Genomic DNA, 20,300 nt, shown 5'->3' with positions numbered 1-20,300 from the left:
AGGGGAGAGGGGTTGGTTTATGGCGTGATGGAGCCGGCGCGAACGCCACTTGTTATCGGCGGCCAGATGCATCCATCTGTGCCATCCCCAGTGGCATTCACTCGTGGATCCATCTCAGCCAGTTCGGCCATGCATTGCCGCCGGGATAATGCCCTTGGTGCTGATAGTCCCAGCGAATGCCTTCATTCGCCCCAGCCGATCTCAGCTCTTGCGCCACGGTGGCCTCTATGGCGGAGACGTTTAGATTCTCCAGCTCCATCAGATTGTTGGCGTCCAGATTCTGAAAGCCCGCTGCATCAGTAAGATATTGCATGGCGTGCCCCATCTCATGCAGCAAGCCCATGGCTTCTGAGAGCTGTCCTACTCGCGTGCGCGGGCCAAAGACGCCTTCCATCAGCCATGCTCCCCAACTCTGCTCCCTTAGCCACGGAGCATCCTGCCGATGCGGCTCGTTTGGCCCCAGGCGAGGATCGTTGCTGGCGAAGTCGGTAGTGTTCATGGTGCTTGTGTAGTTCCACACGATAAGGCCGCCGTCCAGATAGTGTGGACATCTATTTCTGTAAGGCGGAATGTATTCCGACCCGCCATTGGCTTGAACCAAGATGCCAATGTGTTGCGGCGCGTTTTCCAGGTCCTGGATGATCTGGCTGGCAAACTGGGAGCGGCGCAGGTAGGCAAGCGCCTGTTGATAATGCCCCTGGAAATTGCCAACTGCGGGATTGGGTATGAGGCCCAACATGACCGATTCCTCCTCAATTCAGTGCAATGGATGATCCACCGTCGCCAGAAGGGAAGCTACTTTCCTGCACAGGATGCCAATGCCTGCTTCGGACATTGGTGTCTGCTCATTTGTTTCTGCTTGCTTGAAACGTTTTTCCGAGCCAAGCTTGGCTATATGCGGTACTTAGAGTGTCGAAAAATGCAACTTCCATGGATTGGACGCATCAAATCTGTAGGGCCGGCACAGTGCACAAAAGTAACGTTTGCACGGGCATAAGTTGACATCATCACTGCTACTGCAAGCGATAATGATCATTGGCTACTCGAGCGACCATGCTCCCCTGAAGTTCGATACGCGGTCCATTGTTAGCTCACCCCAACGGCGAGATTACGTTTCATGTGCCGCCAAAATCAATCGACGAAAAGTGAAGACTTCGTCAAAATCTGTGCGGCTGCGCCTTCGTATGGTTTGCACCCCAACCTACGAAGTTTTTTCGCAAAGAAAATACGACAGCACGAAGCATGCAGCTGCGCTGGCTGCAGGAACCCAGCTCATGAAAACTACGATGCCATGGCCATCTGGTGACTGGTAATGCAAGCGCGCCAGAAATTCCCCAACGCCCAGTGCAGCGCAGGCCAGCGCAAGTTTTGAGCTGAAAGTAAGCATGCCAAACGTGGCGGTAGCACTGGTTGAAGCCTTGTCGTTACGAACGGATGCGGCAGCCAGCGCCCATAGGCTCATCAGCATGCCTCCGCAACCACAGCCGTAAAGCAGTCCACTCAGCGCACTTCCGACGATGCCTTGCCGGGCGATAACATCGAACGACAAGCTGCCCGCGAAGAAAACCACTGTTGCGGCACGCAGTGCCCATACGAGTGAGTGGCGGTTTGCGGCGTAGCGCCAGCACGGCTGCGACACAGTCATGCCGATGGCAATACACGCCATCCACGCGCTACCCTGAAAGGCACCGGTCAATTGGTAGGTGGCTGCGTACGGTTGGAGCCGCCCGATGAGCGAGCTGGCTATGGAGATCAGGAACATGCCAAGCAAGATGGGCCATTGACGTATTCGAGGCGTAGCAACCAGTGCCTCGGGTGGCGCTTCCACGTGATCGATCTCCGTGTTGATCGCATGGCGCCGCAAGTGCTGCCAGAGCAGATACGAAGACACTGCGCCGATTGCGGCGATTGCCACGGCCGCCAAAGCAAAGTCGGCCGGATACATGTCGTGCAGCTCTCTTCTCAGTGTGGTCGCAAAGATGATGACAATGACAAGGTTGGCCACGCCGCCGCATATGTAACGCAAAGACGACAAGTGCGTGCGTGATTTGTCATCGTGGCTGGCCAAAGCCAGCATGGCGTTCTGTGGATTGTCCAGGAACGCATATGCAATCCGGAACGCGACGATGCTGATCAATGCGAAGACAAAACGTACTTCCATTCGTACCAGGTTGGAAAAACCGAAGAGGGCGAAGGTTAGGCAGCTCGTCATTGCGCCTAACCATTGAACGCGTCCCGCGCTAGCGATGCCGGTGACCGAACGCGCAAGATAACGGCCAACGCACAGATCTACGTACGCGCTGAGCAAGAGCGATCCGCCAAGGATCAGGCCCGTCAGCCGTGGCGGCAGCGCACAGATTTCGGTGAGGAAATAACCGAACAGCAGCTCGCTTGCGTGCCAGAACAGACTCTTGCCGACGTGCGCCAAGCTGTAAATGGCGGCAAAGCTCGGACCCGGTAACCGCTCTGTCGTTTCTTCGATATCAACGGCGGCCACTGTGTATGAAATTCTCAGGTAATGAAAAGACGCCCGAGGCATTCCGGCGCACCAGGGAGAATAATCGGCGCCTTTTGTTTCAAATCTGTGTGCCAACGCGTGATCGGCAGCGTCAGATTGGAGCGGCGCGGCAATGCTGTCCCGGAAAAGTTTCTGTCCACCTTCCAGGAATGGTTGGAACCGTCGTCATCCCAGCTTTCGCTGGGATGACGAATCGGTAGCGTTGAATATTCTTGAAAAATTTCGATGTCACGGAACAGGTAACCCGTTTTCTTGAAGTGTTTTTTTCCGGTCGACCGTAGGCGGCTTGGGAAATGACGTAGTCTTTACCCGCAACTTACGGGGCCCCCATGTACATTCCACGCACCATCCGCAGCTCACCGACCTGGCAAGATGAGGACAGCGCCAAGATCTACACGGTTTCCGTGGATGCTGCGCCTGTCGATAGAAAGCCTTTTTACGATCGCTTGAGACAAGTAAAGGTCTCGTGCTCTATCAGCTGGCCGCAAACGCCGCATTTTTCGATTTTCCATAAAGGCGCAACCATGCTTTATCTGGTCGTCTGCTGGTGGGGAAACGGCAACGAGCTGTTCACTTCGGTGTCGGTGCTGACGAGCGATGGCTGGGTCGAGCAGTCTGAGCGCTATTCGTTTTGCCTGTATGACATGGAAATCATGTGGGACGAAAGAAACATCTATATAGAAACGATTGACTGCGAAAGACCTGACTTGCTGGCCTATCAAACGCGTCGCAAGAAGGAATGGATAACGCAGGATTGAAATCATTCTTTAATACGCTGTCTGTATAGAAGACACCTATCATTTCTATTCGAACAATCAATTAGACGAATGCCTATTGCGGCTGTCCTAATAAGACAGCTACGTGCTTTGAAGACAGCATTCTGGGTGTCGCTCGCACGAAGACATGCGGGTCAGGGGCGGGTGAAATCTTGCGGATATGGCGATCGCGCGATTTTGCGCGGATCGATAGTGGTAGCTCACAGTCAAGCAATGCAACAGGGGGCATTGATGTTAACGACTGCTCGATTTGCGGCGAAGCCGCGCGCAACATGGTGGTGCGCCTGTTTGGCGTGGGCGCTTATGTCATCGGTATCTCATGCGTCGGGTTCATCAGCGACTGATCAATCGTCTGAAGTAACCGGACGTGTCGTTCTGTCCGCCGGACCCGGTCAGAGTGTGGATGCCAGCGACATTCCGAACACGTTGGTGTACTTCGTTCCGGCGAAAGGACGAGTGCACGTCAAGCCCGGTCACTTTTCGGTCTATACCGTCAAGCATGACTTTCGCCCCGCAGCCATGGCCGTTCCGGTAGGAAGCACCGTCACCTTTACCAATCTGGACGAATTGCTGCATAACCTCTATTCGGCAACGCCCAATTCGACCTTCGACTTTCAGTTCCAGGCATCGGGACAGTCGATATCCCATCCGTTTACGCATGCTGGCTTGGTTCTGATCGGATGCAGCGTACATCGCTCGATGGAACTGGATTTGTTGGTAGTGCCAACGCCTTACATATCGCAAGTCGATACAGACGGCCATTTCGTGCTGCGCGGATTACCCAAAGGGGCTGGCCAGCTCTATTTCTGGAATCCTCGCGTTGGTCTTGTTCAATCACGCATAAGCGTACCTGTCACGGACCTGACGCGGCAGTTGGTGGCGGTGAAGCCTGCCGTGGCTACTGAGCTTAATGCGGGCCAGATACGATGAAGCCCTCCAATGCCTTTTTGTTTCGCGGCGTGCTCATCGTGGCAGTGCTGACGTTCGCAGCTGCGCTTGGTGCAAATGCGCTCTTTAAGCAGGCGACGCATTCCTTCCAGTTGGAGAGAATGCAGCAAGCTGGGTTGATCGAGCAGGAGCTGCAGAAATCCGAGTTTGAGCAGCTTGCCCTGCGGGCGCAGATGCTGGCATCGGATCGCGATTTTGTCGAATACGTCGCTCAGTCGCTGACTCCGAATCCGACGAGAGGCGGTGCGATCGACAAGCTATCGATTACGGATCTTCTGGGCGAGCGTCGGCAAGGTTACGACGTGGCGATGGTATTGGATGCGCAGGGAAACCTTGTGAGCCAATCGGGCGTGCTAGCCAAGAGCAGTGACAGCATCGCGCACGATCCGTTGGTTGCGGAAGCCATGAAGAACGGTGCTGCTTCCAGGGGCGCGTGGTTTCAGGATGGCGTGTTGTATTGGGTGGTGGTGTCCCCGCTGACGCAAGCCAATGCGCTGAAAGGTTTGCTTGTCACGGCGAACCAAGCCACGCAATTGTTTTCTCAGCGAGTCAGCGGGCTGTCGCGTAGCGACGTAGCGTTGATGACATCTCCCTCAATCGTTGCAGCATTCAGCAATGGCGTGGATGTGACTTTGCAGAACATGCTAAGTGCGCGGGCGGCTGATGTCATGGCCCTCGCGCGTAGCGGGGGAGGGCCGCTGATTATTCGTGGCGATCAACGCGGCTTTCAGATTTGGGTTACGCCCGTTCACGTGTCGGGCCTCGACCTCGCCATGGTGGCGGTGGATACGACCGATGACCATGCCTTCGGAAAGAGCGAACTCCTACTGATCAGCAGCATCGTGCTGTTTGGCGTGGTTATCACCATCCTGATTGTTGCGCAGTGGTGGCGTACGTGGCGGCCACTCGACCAGATTCTGGATGTGCTTGACCGTGCTGCCAAAGGCGACCACACCTTGGTACTTCGAGCAAGAGGAAGCGCGCTCGTGACGCGTATTTGCGAGAACTTCAATCAGATACTGAAGATAGGCGGTCACTGATTTGCAGCCGTTTTATGGCTGGCAACACATGTTCTGGTGATTTCCGAATCGATGAGTGACAATCATTCGGAAGTCACCTGAGGTGGCCAATTGACTGAGAAAACCCACCAAGTCATTCCGCGTCGATCCTGTCTATCGGGCGTGGAAGCCTTGTCTTCGCGTAGCGAGCACGCCTTTCCCCGTCATGCGCACGATCAGTACGGTATTGGCGTCATCACTGCCGGTGCCCAGAAGTCCTGGAGTGGAGCAGGGACGGTGGAGTCCGCAGCAGGTGACGTGATCATGGTGAGTCCGGGTGAGATGCATGATGGCTCACCGATCGGAGGCGCACGCGAATGGCATATGCTTTATCTCGAACCTCGCTTATTAGTTCGCGAGCTGGCGGATGAGCTCAGTGGCAGCGACGTGATGTTTCAGCCCGTAGTGCATGACCCATCCTTGGCGGGTGAGGTGATGAAGCTGCTGGGCGCGCTTGAACCTGCGACAGCAGCATGCGATGACGCAGAGGAACTCTTGCTTGCCTGCTTAGCGCGTGTCGTGCAGCGTCATCGCATGAGCGGCCCGCCATTGCCGCGTACATCCCCCGCTATCGCACGAGCAGTCGAATGGATTGAGGCCGAACCGGATGCGGCTACGTCCTTGTCTGCACTGGCAGCTTCCTGCGACATGAGTCGCTTTCAACTGATCCGCGGTTTCATGCGCGACATGGGAACGACGCCGCATGCCTACCGTATCCAACTTCGAGTGCGATTGGCTCGGCGATATCTGGCACAGGGGCAATCGATCGCGGAAGCTGCGTTGCTGAGCGGATTTGCCGATCAGAGTCATCTCACCCGTGCTTTCGTTCGCCAGTTAGGCATTACGCCGGCGCGGTATCAGGCAGCGATCGTCTAGGGCCCGCAATATTCTTCAAGACGGTGCTTGGCCGGGTTTGCGATGGTCATCGTCGCCTTTCCCGCCCAGCAGGTGTCGGCCATGAACGCCGCATTCTTTCTCACTTCGCTTCTGGTAGTAGCCTCACCAGGAACCGGTGTGCTCTACACCGTCTCAACCGGATTGTCGCGCGGCACGCGCGCCAGTCTGTTGGCGGCTGTCGGTTGCGCGTTTGGCGCGGTGCCGCACATGACGGTTGCCGTACTAGGCCTTGCGGCGCTCTTTCGTACCAGCGCGTTTGCCTTCGAGCTATTGAAGTACCTGGGCGCCGCCTATTTGCTGTACATGGCATGGAGCACGCTGCGCGATCGGAGCGCGTTCGACCCCAGCAAAGAAGTTGCGGCACGATCGCCTTTAAGGATCATCGTCTCGGCCATCCTCCTCAATCTGCTCAATCCGAAGTTGCCGATCTTCTTTCTGGCTTTTCTGCCGCAGTTCATCGCCAAGAGTGATCCGGCGCCCGTGATGCATATGCTGGCACTCAGTGCGGTCTTCATGTTGATGACGCTGGTGGTCTTCATGGTCTATGGCGTGTTTGCATCGTTCATGCGCACGCACGTGCTTGCACGCCCGCAGGTCACGAGTTGGTTGCGGCGTATTTTTGCCGTCGGTTTTGTCGCGTTGAGCCTGAAGCTGGTTCTTTCTTCCAGCAGGGCGTAATCGAAGATTGGAGTTGCTCGTTGCAAGGACAGAGGCGACATGCACGTCGCGTGGGTTGTCCATTTACCCGAAAGTGCACTTGCACAGCCATTTAGATCGTGACAAATTGGGCACTGAGGACTGGTGATCCCATGTACCGCCAAAGCCATCCTACAGACGCCGCCGGGGAGGGCTGCCATGGATATCTTGAGTTGGATCCGCGATCAGCTGATGGGCTTTTTTGGCCTAGACCCTTTGCTGAAGATGTTCGCCTCCGGCGACTATCGGAGCCTGCTCACGGTAGACGGCTTCGGTAACGCGATCGCCCCCATCATCCCGCTGCTGTTGGTATTCGAACTCGTGCGCGGCATCGTGCTGCGTCGGACCAAGCGCGAGGATTACCAAGTTCCACTTTTAACGATGGTGCTGAACCGTTTCATCGGCAACTTTCTCACCATCGCCATGGTTGGCTTCTGTGTCGGCTTGTTCAATCGCTTTGCGCCGTTCCAGGCCGGGCTCACTTGGTACGGATTGCTTTACGGCTACGTGGCATGGGAGCTGGCGCATTTCGTGTATCACTTCCTGGCACACAAAGTACGCCTGCTGTGGTGCTTGCATTCCACTCACCATGCGCCGGTTGCGATGAATCTGTCGGTGAACTTCGCGCACATATTTCTGGAAGGCGCCTATGCCGACTTTGTGCGCACAAGCATCTGCATGTTGCTGGGAGTGAGTCCGCCACTCCTGGTCCTGATCGTGATCATCGATAGCTTCTGGGGCAGCCTCATCCACCTCGGCGAGAATGTGCTGCCGAAGGGGAAGCTTGGTGTGTTTTATCGTGTGGTGCTGACGCCCTCGCACCATCGTGTTCACCACGCACGCAACGTGCTTTACATGGATACTAATTTCTGCAACCTGCTACCGATCTGGGATCGCGTCTTCGGCACTTACATGGAAGTGCATGAGGATGTCCAGATTGAATACGGCATCACCCGGCCGGTAAAACCTTACAGCGTGCTTGATGCCTACCTGGGTGAATTCTGGTTGTTAGGGCGAGACGTATGGTATGCACCTGGAATAGGCAACAAGCTGCTTTACCTTGTCATGCCGCCAGGTTGGAGCCATGACGGCAACCACCACACTGCGAAAGCCGCCAAGGAGGCGCTGCAGATGCAACAGAGATCTGGAACGCATGCAGAGGCTGGCATTTAGAACTTCCTAGACCTTCCGCAAGAGCAATCCTTTCAAGTAATCGCCTTCCGGAAAATTAAGTGATACGGGGTGATCGACGTCCGCGGTGAATCGCTCGATCAGTTGCATGTCGGCTTTTGCATCCCAAGCACTGCCTGCCACGACCTTCTGGAACAATTCTGCGCTCATGCCGCCGGAGCAGGTAAAGGTGGCGAGGTGACCGCCTGGCCGTAGCAGTTTCATGGCCCACAGGTTGATGTCCTTGTACGCACGCGAGGCGCGTTCAACATGCTGTGCGGTAGGGGCGAATTTCGGTGGATCGAGCACGATCAGGTCATAGCTTTGTGCTTTGTCGCGCAGCAGCCGCAAGTATTGAAAGACGTCAGCCTCCACCCATTCAGCGCGTTCGCTGGACAGATCATTCAAGCCGAGATTGACGCGTGCTGCATCGAGGGCGTCGCCGGAGCTGTCTACCGACAGCACCGAGCGCGCATCCCCACGCAGGGCGGCCAGGGAAAAACCACCCGTATAGCAGAAGCAGTTCAGTACATCTGCACCACGTGCCAAGCCGCCTATGCGTTGCCGATTGGCGCGTTGGTCAAGATAGAAACCCGTCTTTTGGCCTGCCGCTACATTGACGCGATAGCGAAGACCATGTTCGGTGATGTCGGTAACTGTCGGCAGTTCGCCGCGCAATAGGCCGCTGCGTAGCGGTAGCCCTTCGAGTTCTCGCACATCTGCGTCGGAGCGCTCGTAGATCGCTCGCGCGCCGGTGAGTGCTTGTAGTTCGTCGCAAAGGACCTCGCGCCAGGCTTCTGGGCCGGCCGAGAGCAACTGCAACACCAATACCTCGCCATAGCGATCGACGATCAGGCCGGGGAGGGCATCCGATTCGCCATTCACCAGGCGCATGGCGTCGCTCGCGCGATCCATGCCGGCGCGTAGCTGTATGGCTCGGCTCAAACGGCGTCGAAAAAAGTCTCGATCGATGGTTTCGCGCTCGTCGAAACTCCAGAAGCGCAGGCGTATCTGCGATTCGCCGCTCCATGCCGCCCAGCCAAGAAAGCGACCGCTGCTATCGAGCACCTTGACCGTTTCGCCTGATGTTGGCGTATCTGCCAAGGGTGCCAGTGCGCCGGAAAATAACCAGGGATGCCGGTGCAACGCGGATTTTTCGCGGGCAGGTTTGATTTTTACGACATGCACGATGACGATTCCAAAATGCTATGACACTCAGCGCCGCCTGCCCGATCTCGTTCTAGGGTGACGCTTCTGTGCGATCCACTGAAGGGCAGGTGGGAATTGTCGCAAAAATCGGCGCAAGGCCGCCGTAAATTCGCAACCTTATTTGCTTAGGGTTTCTGCCGCCGCGGCGTAGACTTAAGTCCGCTACACCGCTCGCACTCCGCAAGAGGGCGGCGGGTGACGACGAGCGGTCGACAATCGCAAGCCGTGGATGCGCATTCTTCGGGTACGGAGAAAGTTGGATGATGGCGGATCGTGCACAACATGGCCGCATATCTCGCAGGCTGTCAGTCGTGCGAGCTTTCGCATGCATCGGATGGATGGTGTGGGCGGCGTGTTTGGCTGGTTGTGCGTCGACAGGTGGGGGACATTCTTCTGCCGAGGCGCTGCTTGAGAAAGCTCAGGCGCGAGAGGTGGAAGCCATTCGCGGGCAGTCGGCACAAGCTCAAACGAATGCGTGGCTACACTGCGCCATGCTGGCGCACGATGCCATGGCCGCCGAACAAGCGGCGACCAAAACGGCAGCTGGGTTGCTTGCGACGCAATGCAGTCGCGCTTTCTTCGATCGGGTGGCGCAAGGTGGCCCTATCGACGTGACGATGGGAAAGTCATTCCTTGGAGGCATCGCCATCCGCGTTGAATTTCGAGGTATGCCCGATAGCCTTGCCAAAAGCGTCTACCTGGAACCCGCTGACCAGGTACCGATGGACCCTCTCGACGGCGTTCGCCACCACCGTGCCGGTTTTGGCGTGCCGCTCGTGGTGTTTGCATTGCCGTGTTCCGATCGGCCCATCTGCCGTCTTTATCCGCCGGAGGGTGTTTTTCGACCCGCAACCATGTGGCTGGAAGCGCCATCCGGCGCCGGCGCTCATGACGACGCACCTGTTCTGGTATTGCAGAACCCCGTACTTCAACCCGAACACGTGGCGGGTACTAATCGCTATGAACTTGCCGAGGATGTATCGGCACCCTATGCGCAGCTGCTGGAACAAACGCGCCTGAGGCGGCTGGCATGGTGGGGCATGATCGGCGGTGCGGAAGTAGGGAAGCGGTCGGGGCTGTTTCTTCTGGACGACTACGACCCTAATAAGACCCCCATCATCATGATTCATGGTGTTGCAGGAAGCCCATTGATCTGGGCGCGATTGAGCAACGCGATCATGGGCGATCCCGAACTGCATCGGCGCTACCAGATCTGGCACATCGTTTATCAGAGCAACGCACCGCTGCTGGTGGAGCGTTATCGTGTGCAGCACTACATAGACGAAGCCTGGCGTGTTCTTGATCCGGATGGTCGCGCGCCGGCACGACAAGGTGTCGTGCTGATCGGGCACAGCATGGGTGGCGTGATTGCGCGACTGCTGTGCGCACAAAGTACGCCAGAGGTATGGAGCGCGGCTTTTACGGCACCTATGGACAGCCTGCATGCCGATGCGAGCGATCTGACCACACTCAAGAACGTTTTCCAGTTCACGCCGTACCCAGGCGTCGACGAGATCATCTTTATGGCCGCGCCGCAGCGCGGAAGCCCCGCGGCGGAAGGATTGCTAGGGCGCCTGGTGGGACTGTTGGCATGGCGGCATATCGAAGAGATGGCGGGGCTCATGCGCATCGTCGTCCAGAACCCAAAATCCATTCAACCGGCGATCCAATCCATTCTTCAGACAGGCCACATCACCAGCATCACCAGCTTGCGACCCGACGAGCCCGTCACGCTTGCGGATGAGAAGCTGATGCCCGCGGCCGGCGTGCGCTACGACACAATTGCCGGTGTTCTTCCAGGTGTAAAGCCACCTGGAGATGGCTACGTACCCTTGAGCAGCGCACTGCTGCCAGGTTCCACGACGACATTGATCGTTCGCTCCGATCACAAAGTGCCAAACAGGCCGGACGCGATTGCGGACGTGCTGAAAATTTTGCGCGAGCACGGCAATGCGCACGATGTTGTGAGTAGTACGGTGCCTTAGTCGAGTGCTTGGTCGAATAAAACGCGGCAGACGAGGAACAGAGAGAATTTCTTTGCGTAGTTGCAAAGCATTGCGGCCATCGCCATCGGCAGCGTAATCTCAACTAAAAATCGGGCCTTTTTGGGAAATGCGATCGTGCTATGAGCACCTCATCCTGGGGTTTCGACCCGGTCCAGGTCTTTGAACGCATTTCCGAGGCGCTCGCCGCGGTCGACGAGCAATGGCGTTATACCTATTTGAATAGCCAGGCCTATGCATTGCTGGGGCGCAATGCCAAGGACCTTATCGGCAAGCGCGTAGGGACCGAATTTCCAGATGGCATCGGTCAGACCGTCTGTCAGGCATGTGAAAGAGCCGTGAAGAGCCAGGCGGCGGTATCGTTAAGCATCCTGGTTCCGTCTCGCCAACGATGGCTCGAATACCGCATTTATCCAGCAGGTGATGGTGCGACGATTTATTTTCGAGACATCACCGAGCAAAAGCTGGCCAACCAAACACAGCAACATGAGCAGCAAGTTCTTTCCCGCGCGCAAGAGATTGCTCATCTCGGCAGCTGGGAGTGGGACATTGCTACCGACCGCGTAACGTGGTCCGACGAGCTTTATCGTATCTATGGGATATCCCCCGGCGAGCACGAGGCGACATTCGAAGGCTATCTGGCTCGCGTACGTGAAGACGATCGTGCGCGAGTCATGGGTATCATCAAGCAGTCGCTTGCGGACCATCAGCCCTACGAATTCGAAGAGCGCATCGTTCACCCGGACGGTGTCGAGCGCACTTTGTTCAGCCGTGGAGTGGTCCACGTGGATGACGGCGGGCAGCCGATTCGCATGCTTGGTACCTGCCAAGACATTACCGACCGTAAACGTGCGCAACAGCTTGCCGTAGGACAGCATGACATTCTGGTGGGCGTGGCCGCGCAACGTGCGCTCTCGGAAAGCCTGGAGCGGATTGCACGCTTGCACGAAGAACTCAATCCCGGCGCGTTGTGCTCCATTTTGCTGCTGGATGAAAGCGGGAGCTACGTGCTTCACGGTACTGCCCCGAGTCTTCCCGCCGCCTATAACGCTGCTTTGAACGGATTGACCATCGGCGACAAGCGCGGCTCCTGCGGAACGGCGGCCTGGCGCCGCGAACGCGTCGTCGTGGCAGACATTGCCACCCATCCCTATTGGGAAGAATTCAAGCAGCTTGCGCTGGCATATGGGCTCCTGGCGTGCTGGTCCACACCCATCTTCGGCAGCGGCGGACAAGTGCTCGGCACCTTCGCGGTGTATTACCGCGAACAGCGCGAACCTCAGCAGGAAGAACTCGAGAGCATCGATCGAATGGTGCCGGTCGCCGGCGTCGCCATCGAAAGCGCGCGCCTGGTCAACCGCCTTCGTGTGCGCGACAGCTTCTTTGAAATGTCGCTGGAGTTGTTCTGCATCATCGATCCAGCGACCGAGCGATTGGTCCAGTTCAATCCGTTCCTGCAGCGGCTTACAGGGTATTCCACTGAGGAACTCGCCAGTCGAAGCTATCGCGAGCTATTTCACACCGAAAGGGGAGAGCCGTTATTCAACGAAGCGGGGCACAGCATTCACGAGTTTGTCAGCGGTTGTGCATGCAGGGACGGCAAGGAATGTGTGCTGGAGTGGATGTCCTTTGCTGCGCCGGACGGATTGGTCTACGCCGTCGCGCGCGATATCACCGAACGTCGCCAGATGGAGGCGAGCCTCGTTTACGCTTCATCGCACGATGCCATCACGGGGCTTCCGAATCATCCATTGTTCGAACAGGAGTTGGGCAAGACTCTGCATGACGGGGCTCCACCTGTTTCCGTCTTCGCGATTGGATTGGACCGCTTTCGCGTCGTCAACGAATCGGTCGGCCATCTGGCTGCGGATGACGTACTCAAGTGCCTCGCCGTTCGTCTCGAATCGGTCGTAAAAAATCTGGGACACGTGGCGCGTTTTGCCGGAGACCAATTCGTCATAGCCGTCATCGGGCTCGATTCTGTCAGTACACGTGTTATGGCGGAGAAGTTGCGCACAGTCATTGCCGAACCGCTTGAGGGCGAGAATTATCGTCTGCTGCTTACAGCCAGCGTAGGCATCAGTCGATTCCCGGATCACGGACGCACGCCGGAGGAACTGCTGCGTCGAGCCGAAGCGGCGATGATCCAGGCCAAGCGCGAGGGGCGGGATCAGGTTGCAGAGCTTACCCGTGCGCAAATGATCGAACTGGAAGATCGGGTTACGCTCGGATCTCATTTGCGGGATGCCGTAAAGCGCGGCGAATTGGAGCTCTATTATCAGCCCCAACACCGGGCCACGGATCTGGCATTGACGGGTTTCGAGGCGTTGTTGCGCTGGAACAGTCCGCGGCTGGGGTTCTTGCTGCCCGGGCGATTTATCCCGATCGCCGAAGCGCTCGGACTCATGCCGGAGATCGGCAATTGGGTGCTCAATACTGCCTGCCAGCAGATGCGCATGTGGCTCGATCAGGGACACAGCAATTTCATCGTCGCCATCAACGTATCGGCACAGCAACTCAAGCGCTCCGGTCTCGCAGAGCGAGTGAAGGAAGCTCTGCAGCGACACGCGGTGCCTGCATGCATGTTGGAAATCGAAATGACGGAGAGCTCTGTCATGGAGGACGTGACACGCGCTCGGCACACACTGGCCAGCCTCAAGAATCTTGGCACACGTCTCTCGCTGGATGATTTTGGCACGGGGTATTCCAGTCTTTCGTATCTGCGCCTGTTTCCGCTCGACAAGCTGAAGATCGACCAGAGCTTTGTCCGTCACCTGCCCGGTGAAAGCAGGGATGCCGCTATCGCCCGCACCATCGTGATGCTTGCGCACCAGCTGGATATGGAGGTCGCGGCCGAAGGGGTGGAAACGGAAGCGCAGGCGATGCTTCTGACAGAGATAGGGTGCGATGGGTTGCAGGGGCACTACCTTTCGGAAGCGCTGCCGTTTCGAGCGGTAGAAAGCTACTTTCGCGCTAGGCGCATTGTCGGGCAGAGCGGCGTCGGATCTGCCTGAATCGATTTTCGCTACTGCTGCACGTTCGGAATGCTCTGATGGAGCTAGCGTTATCTGCTGCTAATACTGCATGCGACTGCAGGTGCACGTTCGCCATGAAGACCACGAAATATAAAGACGAGGTCAAGCGTCAACGCTTGCGAGTGGAGGCCGTAACCGGCGAATGGTATTGCCAGAGCAGCCTCCATCTCGTGCGCGGTCCAATTTTCCATCATCGTGGTCGACGCCTGTGCGGCGCTTGTCATGCGCGCATGGTGGCTGTGACGCAAAAGAAGAAGGGGAGTTCGTGCGTGAAGTAGGTGGCGATGCCTGCATGCCTGTCCCCGGTGATGCTCGGCAAGTTCCAGATTTCGCGTGCTGTGTGGCCTTGGTGCTGTTAACCGATGCCGGAGGGAAGCCGGCATAGGCGTCGAATGGGCTTGGCACCCAGGGCAATGAAGAGTGAGGGGGATGCCAGCCCTAGCGACATACCCTGCCAGTACATGCTGCCTTGCGTGATGTGGTATCGCCTGGCGAGTTCACGTGATCCGATGATCAGCAATATGAAGAACAACTCGCGCACTCCTTTGAAGCCATATCTCCAGTGCAGAAGCGTAATAAGCAGCCATGACATCCCGAGGGCGAACGCGCCAGCAAGAAACATTGGCGGGGCGATCCCGAAGAACAAAGTCACTGCGAACATAAGCGCAGCAATAAGTAAATTGACGTAGCGCATGCCGAACGCGAGATCGGCGTCGTCAAAACGACTAGTGTCGGATGAAGTGCTCATCGCTTCTTTTTATTTCAGTTCGCGTGATGCAGCTAAGCGTGTTGCCAAGTAGATTCGGCCGGCGCAGTCCTCTTTGCCATCGGAGTATTCCTAGCTTCGACACATGACGATCGGTAGATCGGCGTCATGTCGTATCACTGACGCATCCTTTCGAAGCGTCGGAATTCTCTGATTCAAGACAGCTTTGTGTCGCTTCAAAATTAGTGCGTCGGAGCATGCAAGTGTTTTTCGAGCCAAGTAAGGTCATAAAAAAAGGGGAAAGACCTATGTCACTGAAGCCTACGCACAAAGGCTGTCGTCATCGCGAGGAAGTCGCGCATTCTCATCGGCATCAGGTACTGCAGGATCACGACGAAAGGATCTTGATGGTGCTTTTTGGGATTCTGGCTTATTCCGCGTTATCGCATCTTGTCGGCGACGCTATCTATTTCGTCGAAGGCGGACGCTCACTCCTTGAGTTCGGCTGCTCGTTGGGACTTGGCGTGCTCTATGGCATGACAGCTCGCCGCGTATGGTTCGACAGCAATACGCCATGGTGGATTATTGTGGCTCCCGCGGTGCTTTCGCTGATGATTTCATGCGTGCATTCGCCTTCCGGCATGACCCTCACCGTTCCGTTGGCATTGAGCGTCGTTCTTCTCATCACGACGTTGATTCGCATCAAGTTGCACCAGGCGTTCGGGTCTGTGCTGCAAGACGACTGATCGCCATCCGAAGGGGCAGGCATGGAACTTATGCTCTGCTACGGCACGGTCAGAAGCGTCATGGTTTCGAGAGGAACAGGTACGCATGGTTTATTTCATGATGGTGCTCGCCAATCTCCTGGCTATCATCCTGGCTGTTTATGCGCTGGTGCATTCCCTACGACGACACGATCACGCTGCAGTACGTTTCGAGATGGCTGTGTGGGTGGTGTTGGTCGTAATCCCTCTCGGTGTGGCTACGCTGGGTCCGCCCTGGGGCGTGCAGACCGCGGCGATCCGTTTTCTGACTCATCCGCTCAGTTACCTGGGGTTGGCAGCACTCATCGCCCTGCATGCCGCCTGGCGCGGTAGCGCATGGCAAGTGGCTGAAAGGCGTGATCGCAAGGCGTCGCCATCCAGGCAATAATCCATTGCAGCAGGGGAGTGGCATGAAGTACTCATCTGCATTGGGGATGCGCTTGAGCATGGCGGTGAAGTCATGACGGGGTCGCCGGTTATTTTTGGGAATCCTCTGATGCTCGAAGGTGTGGTAGATATCTAAGGTGAGATTGGCGAACACTCGGCCAGAAGTGCTCTAACATCCCTTGTGCTAGAGAGTTACCTATGCATTTCCACCCACATCGCCATCTATCAGTGAGGCTGGCCGCGCTCGTGCTGGCTTTCCTGAGTGCATGTGCCGCCTCGGCGGCCGATTGGGTTTACCGCGTTCGGCCGGACGACAACATCTGGGATCTTTCCAGCCGTTATCTCAAGCCGGACGTATCGTGGCAAAAGCTGCAGGACTACAATGGCATTGCCGATCCCCATCGTCTGCCGCCCGGCATGATTTTGCGTGTACCGATTGAATGGCTGCGCGTGCAGCCGGCCGACGCGCAGGTAGTGGCCGTAGCGGGAAGCGCACAGGTGCAGTTACTCGGCCAGACATCGCGTGCGCCTGTGGCAGCCGGCATGACACTGGGATATGGCGCCAAGCTAAGCACGGGTGATAACGCCAGCCTTACGTTGCAATTCGCTGATGGTTCGCGCGTATTGATGCAAAGCGATAGCGAGCTGGTCCTGGATCACATGAGCGCGTATGGCGCAACCGGCATGGTCGATACGCGCTTGCGCCTACAGCATGGCCACGCCTCCGCCACGGTAACGCCGATGACGGGTGTCGGTGCGCATTTCAGTGTGGAAACACCAAGCGCTGTATCGAGCGTGCGCGGCACGCATTTTCGAGTGGCGGCCGATGCGGGACAATCGCAAACCGAAGTGCTTACCGGTGGTGTGGATGTGGCAGGCGATGATGCCCACGTGCTGGTACCCAAACAGTATGGCGTCGCCGTTGCTAGTGGTTCCAAACCCGGTTCGCCGCAACGGCTGCTGGATGCGCCGGCTGTGCAATGCCCGACGCAGCCCATCGATCGATGGCCTTATGCGGTGACATGGGTTCCGATAAAGGATGCCACGAGCTATCGCATGCAAATGGCCTCCAACGATAAGTTCGAAGCTTTGCTGCTCGATCGTCTCGATGCATCGCCAGCAATGGATCTGCCCGACGTGCCGGATGGTGACTATGCCGTGCGTGTGCGTGGCGTCGATCGGCAGAAGCTGGAGGGTATGGACAGTACCTGCGTACTGCACATCGCGCGGACGGCTCCTTTCGCGGGTGAGAATCTCTACTATCGGCTTCCCTCCGGCCATCAGTTGGGGACCACGCAGGTACAAGGCCACTTGCGTGCACAGGTGTATATCCCCAACGGCGAATCGATGGATCACTGGACGGAAATGCTGAGCGTCCAAATTCTTCATGGCATGAAGATCACCGATGAAAAACAATTCTGGGCTACCACGAAGGAAAAGTGGTCCAAGCTATGTGCCGGAAGCGACACGTCCATGCCTGTCAATGGGACGGAAAACGGCTACGCCTATGCCTTTTGGGTGATGGAATGCCCGCGCAATCCGTCGACAGGCAAGCCTGAAGTCGCTTTGTTCAAGATCATCCAGGGTAACGACAGCTTCTACGTATTGCAGAAAACTTTCAGGTTCAAACCCACCAAAGAACAAGTCGATTTCTGGATCGGAAGCTTGAAGTCCGCCGTGGTCTGCGACAGGCGGCAAAAGGGGCAGCAGTGTCCAGATACCACGACCAGGCTGGATGAGGTCAGGTTGTAAAGCTGCAAAAACTGTCTCAGTAACTTACTGCCTCACCTTTTTTGCTCGTCATCCCAGCTTTCGCTGGGATGACGCTTGGGCAGTTTGAAGGATCATGGCGAGTTTGCATGGCTTCGAAATTTTAAGGAACCCACCAAGCAAAAAAACGTGGGACACCTTAGCTGCCATCGCGGTAGGAATGTTCTGATTGCAGCTCGCCTTCTCCTTCTCGACACTCCTCCCGCAACCATGCTTCGGCATCGCATGGCTTGTGATGTGTGCTGTTTCGTATGTTTCCTCCTCGGCGATTGCCTTGGATCAGCCATGTTGCTGAATGGCGATCGGGATGGTGTGGGGTTTCCCGATCGCCAGGGATTTTCTTTCAAGGGTGCGAACAACGTTCGATGCCTGCCTGCCGAACGAGAGCACATGGAATGGCTCGTTGTTGCAACGGCATTCCACAATTGAGGAGTAGCGAATGAAGAAACTGTTGAGCTATGTATTGATTACGGGCACGACGATAGTCCTCGTGGTGGGCCTGGGCGGATGCAACCGCGATGCAACTGCGGACGTCGGAACCGCCGGTGCGTCCTCGGCCGCAACGCCGGCTGCTGTGCCGGTTATCCGCGGTCCTGAATACGGCGACGTGCTCAGCACAACGCCCGTACACAAAACCGTCGAGCATCCAAGGCAGGTTTGCCAGGATGTCGTCGTCAACCACACCGAGCCGCCGAAAGATCAGCACGATATCGCAGGCACCGCCATCGGTGCGGTGGCGGGAGGTCTGCTCGGCCATATGGTGGGTCACGGCAAAGGCCAGACGGTGGCGACGGTGGTGGGCGCGGTGGGCGGCGGTTATGCGGGCAACCGCATCGAAGCAGCGCACCAGCAAGCGCAAGTGACGTCCACGGTCGAGCATCAATGCAACACCGTCAATGAAACGAGTAGCGAGATCGTCGGCTACGACGTGAAGTATGTGTACAACGGTGTTACGCATGTCACGCGAATGGACCACGATCCGGGCAGCCACATTCGGCTGCAGTGAACTGCTCATGTTCGAGGTAGTTTGACGGTGCGACGCTTCCTCGCCGAAGTGGAGAAGGACGCTGATTCACTGCGAAATGAAGCCGTGTTTGCATCACGCAAAGCAGGTAGGAATGCTCTGATGTTATTTGTTTCGGGCTTTCAGCAATCTCTAGCAACCCAGCTCGGCCGCTTGATGCGCCTTGATACCCGGTCGTGAGACCCGGCGCGCTGCGACCCAAAATTTAGACCCCCTGTTACGCATGTAGTACTTGGTCGCGGGTTGACCGAGCTGGTTTTTTACCTGACGCCGGTGCCTGTTCCTCATGTGACGCCCTGCCGCAGCAGCAGGCGTTTAGGCCGTCGTTCGCGGCCATTAGAGTGATATGGATCGATCAAATGCCATCTGCGTCAGATAGCTGCCCGCAAGCTAGGTCACATCCTGGAAAACCGGGGCTGTACAAACCCGTGCAGTCTGGTCATAGACTAGCGCCCGTGCTGATTTGAGCGTTGGATGCGCTCTTGTTCGGCACAGCGAGGCATAGGTGCTGGTCCATTGTTTGCGGCATGGATTCCCATCGTTTTGCCAGCCGGACGGCGCCGCTTTTTGGTAGACCTGCCTGGGGGGTGTATGCGTGTTGTCATAGCTGATGATCATCCCGTGATCTTGGTGGGATTACGTATGCTGCTTCAAAACCATTGCGCCGATTGCCAGGTCATCGGCGAGGTACATAGTGGCGCGGATCTGCTTACGTTTTTGACCGAACAAGCCTGCGACCTGGTCATTACCGACTTTTCCATGCCGGTCGATGGCGAAACGGTGGATGGCCTTGGGATGATTGGCCAGTTACGCGAACGCTATCCCCGGCTGGGAATCATCGTGCTCACGATGTCGCACAACCCGGCTCTGATCAAAGGAATGCTGACTGCGGGCGCGCAGGCGGTGGTCGAGAAAACCGCCTTGACCAAAGAGCTGACATTGGCGGTGCAAATGGTTCGCTCGGGACGCAGCTATGTCAGTGAATATTTGCGCAAGCGGCTGGCGGAAGGGGCGATGGAAACCGCCACGCAGCGCGCCCACGATGATCAGGCCGGTTCGGCGCTATCGGCCCGAGAAGCCGAAATCATGCGCATGCTGGCGCGCGGCATGACGGTTACGGAAATCGCCCGGGTGACTTCCCGCAGCATCAAGACGATCAGTCAGCAGAAGCACGATGCCATGCGCAAACTGTGTATCGACAGCGACAGTCAGTTGTTCGAATACATGCGTACGCATGGGATATGAATTCCGGTGCAGGCATTGCGCATGACTCCCCCAAGGCCGTCATTCCCGCTTTCGCGAGAATGACGGCCTCGATGGTGACGTGACTTTCACTGCG

Annotated in this window: 18 protein-coding genes; 14 read left to right on the top strand and 4 right to left on the bottom strand. The window is 56.9% G+C overall.

All coding sequences use genetic code 11. The features are described 5' to 3' along the window. Positions 1 to 97 precede the first annotated feature (97 nt). Both QQJ86_RS03250 and QQJ86_RS03245 read right to left on the bottom strand, forming a co-directional pair. Complete coding sequence (locus QQJ86_RS03250; protein WP_284319469.1) at positions 98 to 739, bottom strand: hypothetical protein; 642 nt, start codon at positions 737 to 739, stop codon at positions 98 to 100. Positions 740 to 1,201: 462 nt separating this feature from the next. Beyond that, on the bottom strand, positions 1,202 to 2,497 hold the full coding sequence (locus QQJ86_RS03245; protein WP_284319468.1) for an MFS transporter: 1,296 nt from the start codon (positions 2,495 to 2,497) through the stop codon (positions 1,202 to 1,204). Between the two features lie 350 nt (positions 2,498 to 2,847). Here QQJ86_RS03245 and QQJ86_RS03240 point away from each other — a divergent pair, with 350 nt between their 5' ends. The 6 genes from QQJ86_RS03240 (at position 2,848) to QQJ86_RS03215 (ending at position 8,066) form a co-directional block, all read left to right on the top strand. Beyond that, the gene (locus tag QQJ86_RS03240; RefSeq protein ID WP_284319467.1) at positions 2,848 to 3,276 is read left to right on the top strand and encodes a hypothetical protein; all 429 of its coding nucleotides are present in this window, start codon (positions 2,848 to 2,850) and stop codon (positions 3,274 to 3,276) included. A gap of 321 nt (positions 3,277 to 3,597) precedes the next feature. Further along, a complete protein-coding gene (locus QQJ86_RS03235) occupies positions 3,598 to 4,224 on the top strand; it encodes a cupredoxin domain-containing protein (protein WP_284319466.1) in 627 nt (208 codons plus the stop codon). Continuing rightward, complete coding sequence (locus QQJ86_RS03230; protein ID WP_284319465.1) at positions 4,221 to 5,282, top strand: hypothetical protein; 1,062 nt, start codon at positions 4,221 to 4,223, stop codon at positions 5,280 to 5,282. Before QQJ86_RS03235 ends, QQJ86_RS03230 begins: the two co-directional genes overlap by 4 nt. Positions 5,283 to 5,372: 90 nt before the next feature. Next, entirely contained in the window at positions 5,373 to 6,176 is an 804-nt protein-coding gene (locus QQJ86_RS03225) for an AraC family transcriptional regulator (protein WP_284319464.1), read from the top strand. 81 nt (positions 6,177 to 6,257) lie between these two features. Beyond that, positions 6,258 to 6,875: a LysE family translocator gene (locus tag QQJ86_RS03220; RefSeq protein WP_284319463.1), complete on the top strand. Its 618-nt coding sequence runs from the start codon at positions 6,258 to 6,260 to the stop codon at positions 6,873 to 6,875. Positions 6,876 to 7,052: 177 nt separating this feature from the next. Beyond that, positions 7,053 to 8,066: a sterol desaturase family protein gene (locus tag QQJ86_RS03215; protein WP_284319462.1), complete on the top strand. Its 1,014-nt coding sequence runs from the start codon at positions 7,053 to 7,055 to the stop codon at positions 8,064 to 8,066. A 6-nt stretch (positions 8,067 to 8,072) separates the two neighbouring features. Here the strand turns inward: QQJ86_RS03215 and QQJ86_RS03210 are convergent, their stop codons facing one another. Next, entirely contained in the window at positions 8,073 to 9,251 is a 1,179-nt protein-coding gene (locus tag QQJ86_RS03210) for a class I SAM-dependent rRNA methyltransferase (RefSeq protein ID WP_284319461.1), read from the bottom strand. Positions 9,252 to 9,703: 452 nt separating this feature from the next. Between QQJ86_RS03210 and QQJ86_RS03205 the strand changes: the two genes are divergently transcribed. From QQJ86_RS03205 to QQJ86_RS03195, 3 genes are all read left to right on the top strand, one after another. After that, positions 9,704 to 11,257 carry an esterase/lipase family protein gene (locus tag QQJ86_RS03205; RefSeq protein WP_284319460.1) on the top strand — a complete coding sequence of 518 codons (1,554 nt, stop codon included), beginning with the start codon at positions 9,704 to 9,706 and terminating at the stop codon, positions 11,255 to 11,257. Between the two features lie 140 nt (positions 11,258 to 11,397). Further along, positions 11,398 to 14,289: a sensor domain-containing protein gene (locus QQJ86_RS03200; RefSeq protein ID WP_284319459.1), complete on the top strand. Its 2,892-nt coding sequence runs from the start codon at positions 11,398 to 11,400 to the stop codon at positions 14,287 to 14,289. A gap of 95 nt (positions 14,290 to 14,384) precedes the next feature. Beyond that, positions 14,385 to 14,588 (top strand): hypothetical protein, encoded by a 204-nt coding sequence (locus tag QQJ86_RS03195; RefSeq protein ID WP_284319458.1) that lies wholly within the window; start codon positions 14,385 to 14,387, stop codon positions 14,586 to 14,588. A gap of 77 nt (positions 14,589 to 14,665) precedes the next feature. Here QQJ86_RS03195 and QQJ86_RS03190 read toward each other — a convergent pair whose 3' ends face one another. Further along, on the bottom strand, positions 14,666 to 15,058 hold the full coding sequence (locus QQJ86_RS03190) for a hypothetical protein (RefSeq protein ID WP_284319457.1): 393 nt from the start codon (positions 15,056 to 15,058) through the stop codon (positions 14,666 to 14,668). Positions 15,059 to 15,273: 215 nt separating this feature from the next. Here QQJ86_RS03190 and QQJ86_RS03185 point away from each other — a divergent pair, with 215 nt between their 5' ends. The 5 genes from QQJ86_RS03185 to QQJ86_RS03165 all read left to right on the top strand — a co-directional run bounded on the left by QQJ86_RS03185 (position 15,274) and on the right by QQJ86_RS03165 (position 20,206). Further along, a complete protein-coding gene (locus QQJ86_RS03185) occupies positions 15,274 to 15,762 on the top strand; it encodes a hypothetical protein (protein WP_284319456.1) in 489 nt (162 codons plus the stop codon). 85 nt (positions 15,763 to 15,847) lie between these two features. Then, the gene (locus QQJ86_RS03180) at positions 15,848 to 16,168 is read left to right on the top strand and encodes a hypothetical protein (RefSeq protein ID WP_284319455.1); all 321 of its coding nucleotides are present in this window, start codon (positions 15,848 to 15,850) and stop codon (positions 16,166 to 16,168) included. Between the two features lie 197 nt (positions 16,169 to 16,365). After that, the gene (locus tag QQJ86_RS03175) at positions 16,366 to 17,919 is read left to right on the top strand and encodes a FecR family protein (RefSeq protein WP_284319454.1); all 1,554 of its coding nucleotides are present in this window, start codon (positions 16,366 to 16,368) and stop codon (positions 17,917 to 17,919) included. A 457-nt stretch (positions 17,920 to 18,376) separates the two neighbouring features. After that, a complete protein-coding gene (locus QQJ86_RS03170; protein WP_284319453.1) occupies positions 18,377 to 18,943 on the top strand; it encodes a glycine zipper 2TM domain-containing protein in 567 nt (188 codons plus the stop codon). 534 nt (positions 18,944 to 19,477) lie between these two features. Then, complete coding sequence (locus QQJ86_RS03165; RefSeq protein WP_284319452.1) at positions 19,478 to 20,206, top strand: response regulator; 729 nt, start codon at positions 19,478 to 19,480, stop codon at positions 20,204 to 20,206. Positions 20,207 to 20,300: the final 94 nt, after the last annotated feature.

This window comes from Dyella acidisoli (assembly GCF_030160295.1).
GTDB lineage: Bacteria > Pseudomonadota > Gammaproteobacteria > Xanthomonadales > Rhodanobacteraceae > Dyella_B > Dyella_B acidisoli.
Note: the sequence above shows the minus strand (reverse complement) of the source record. Positions and strands in the feature narration are given on the sequence as shown.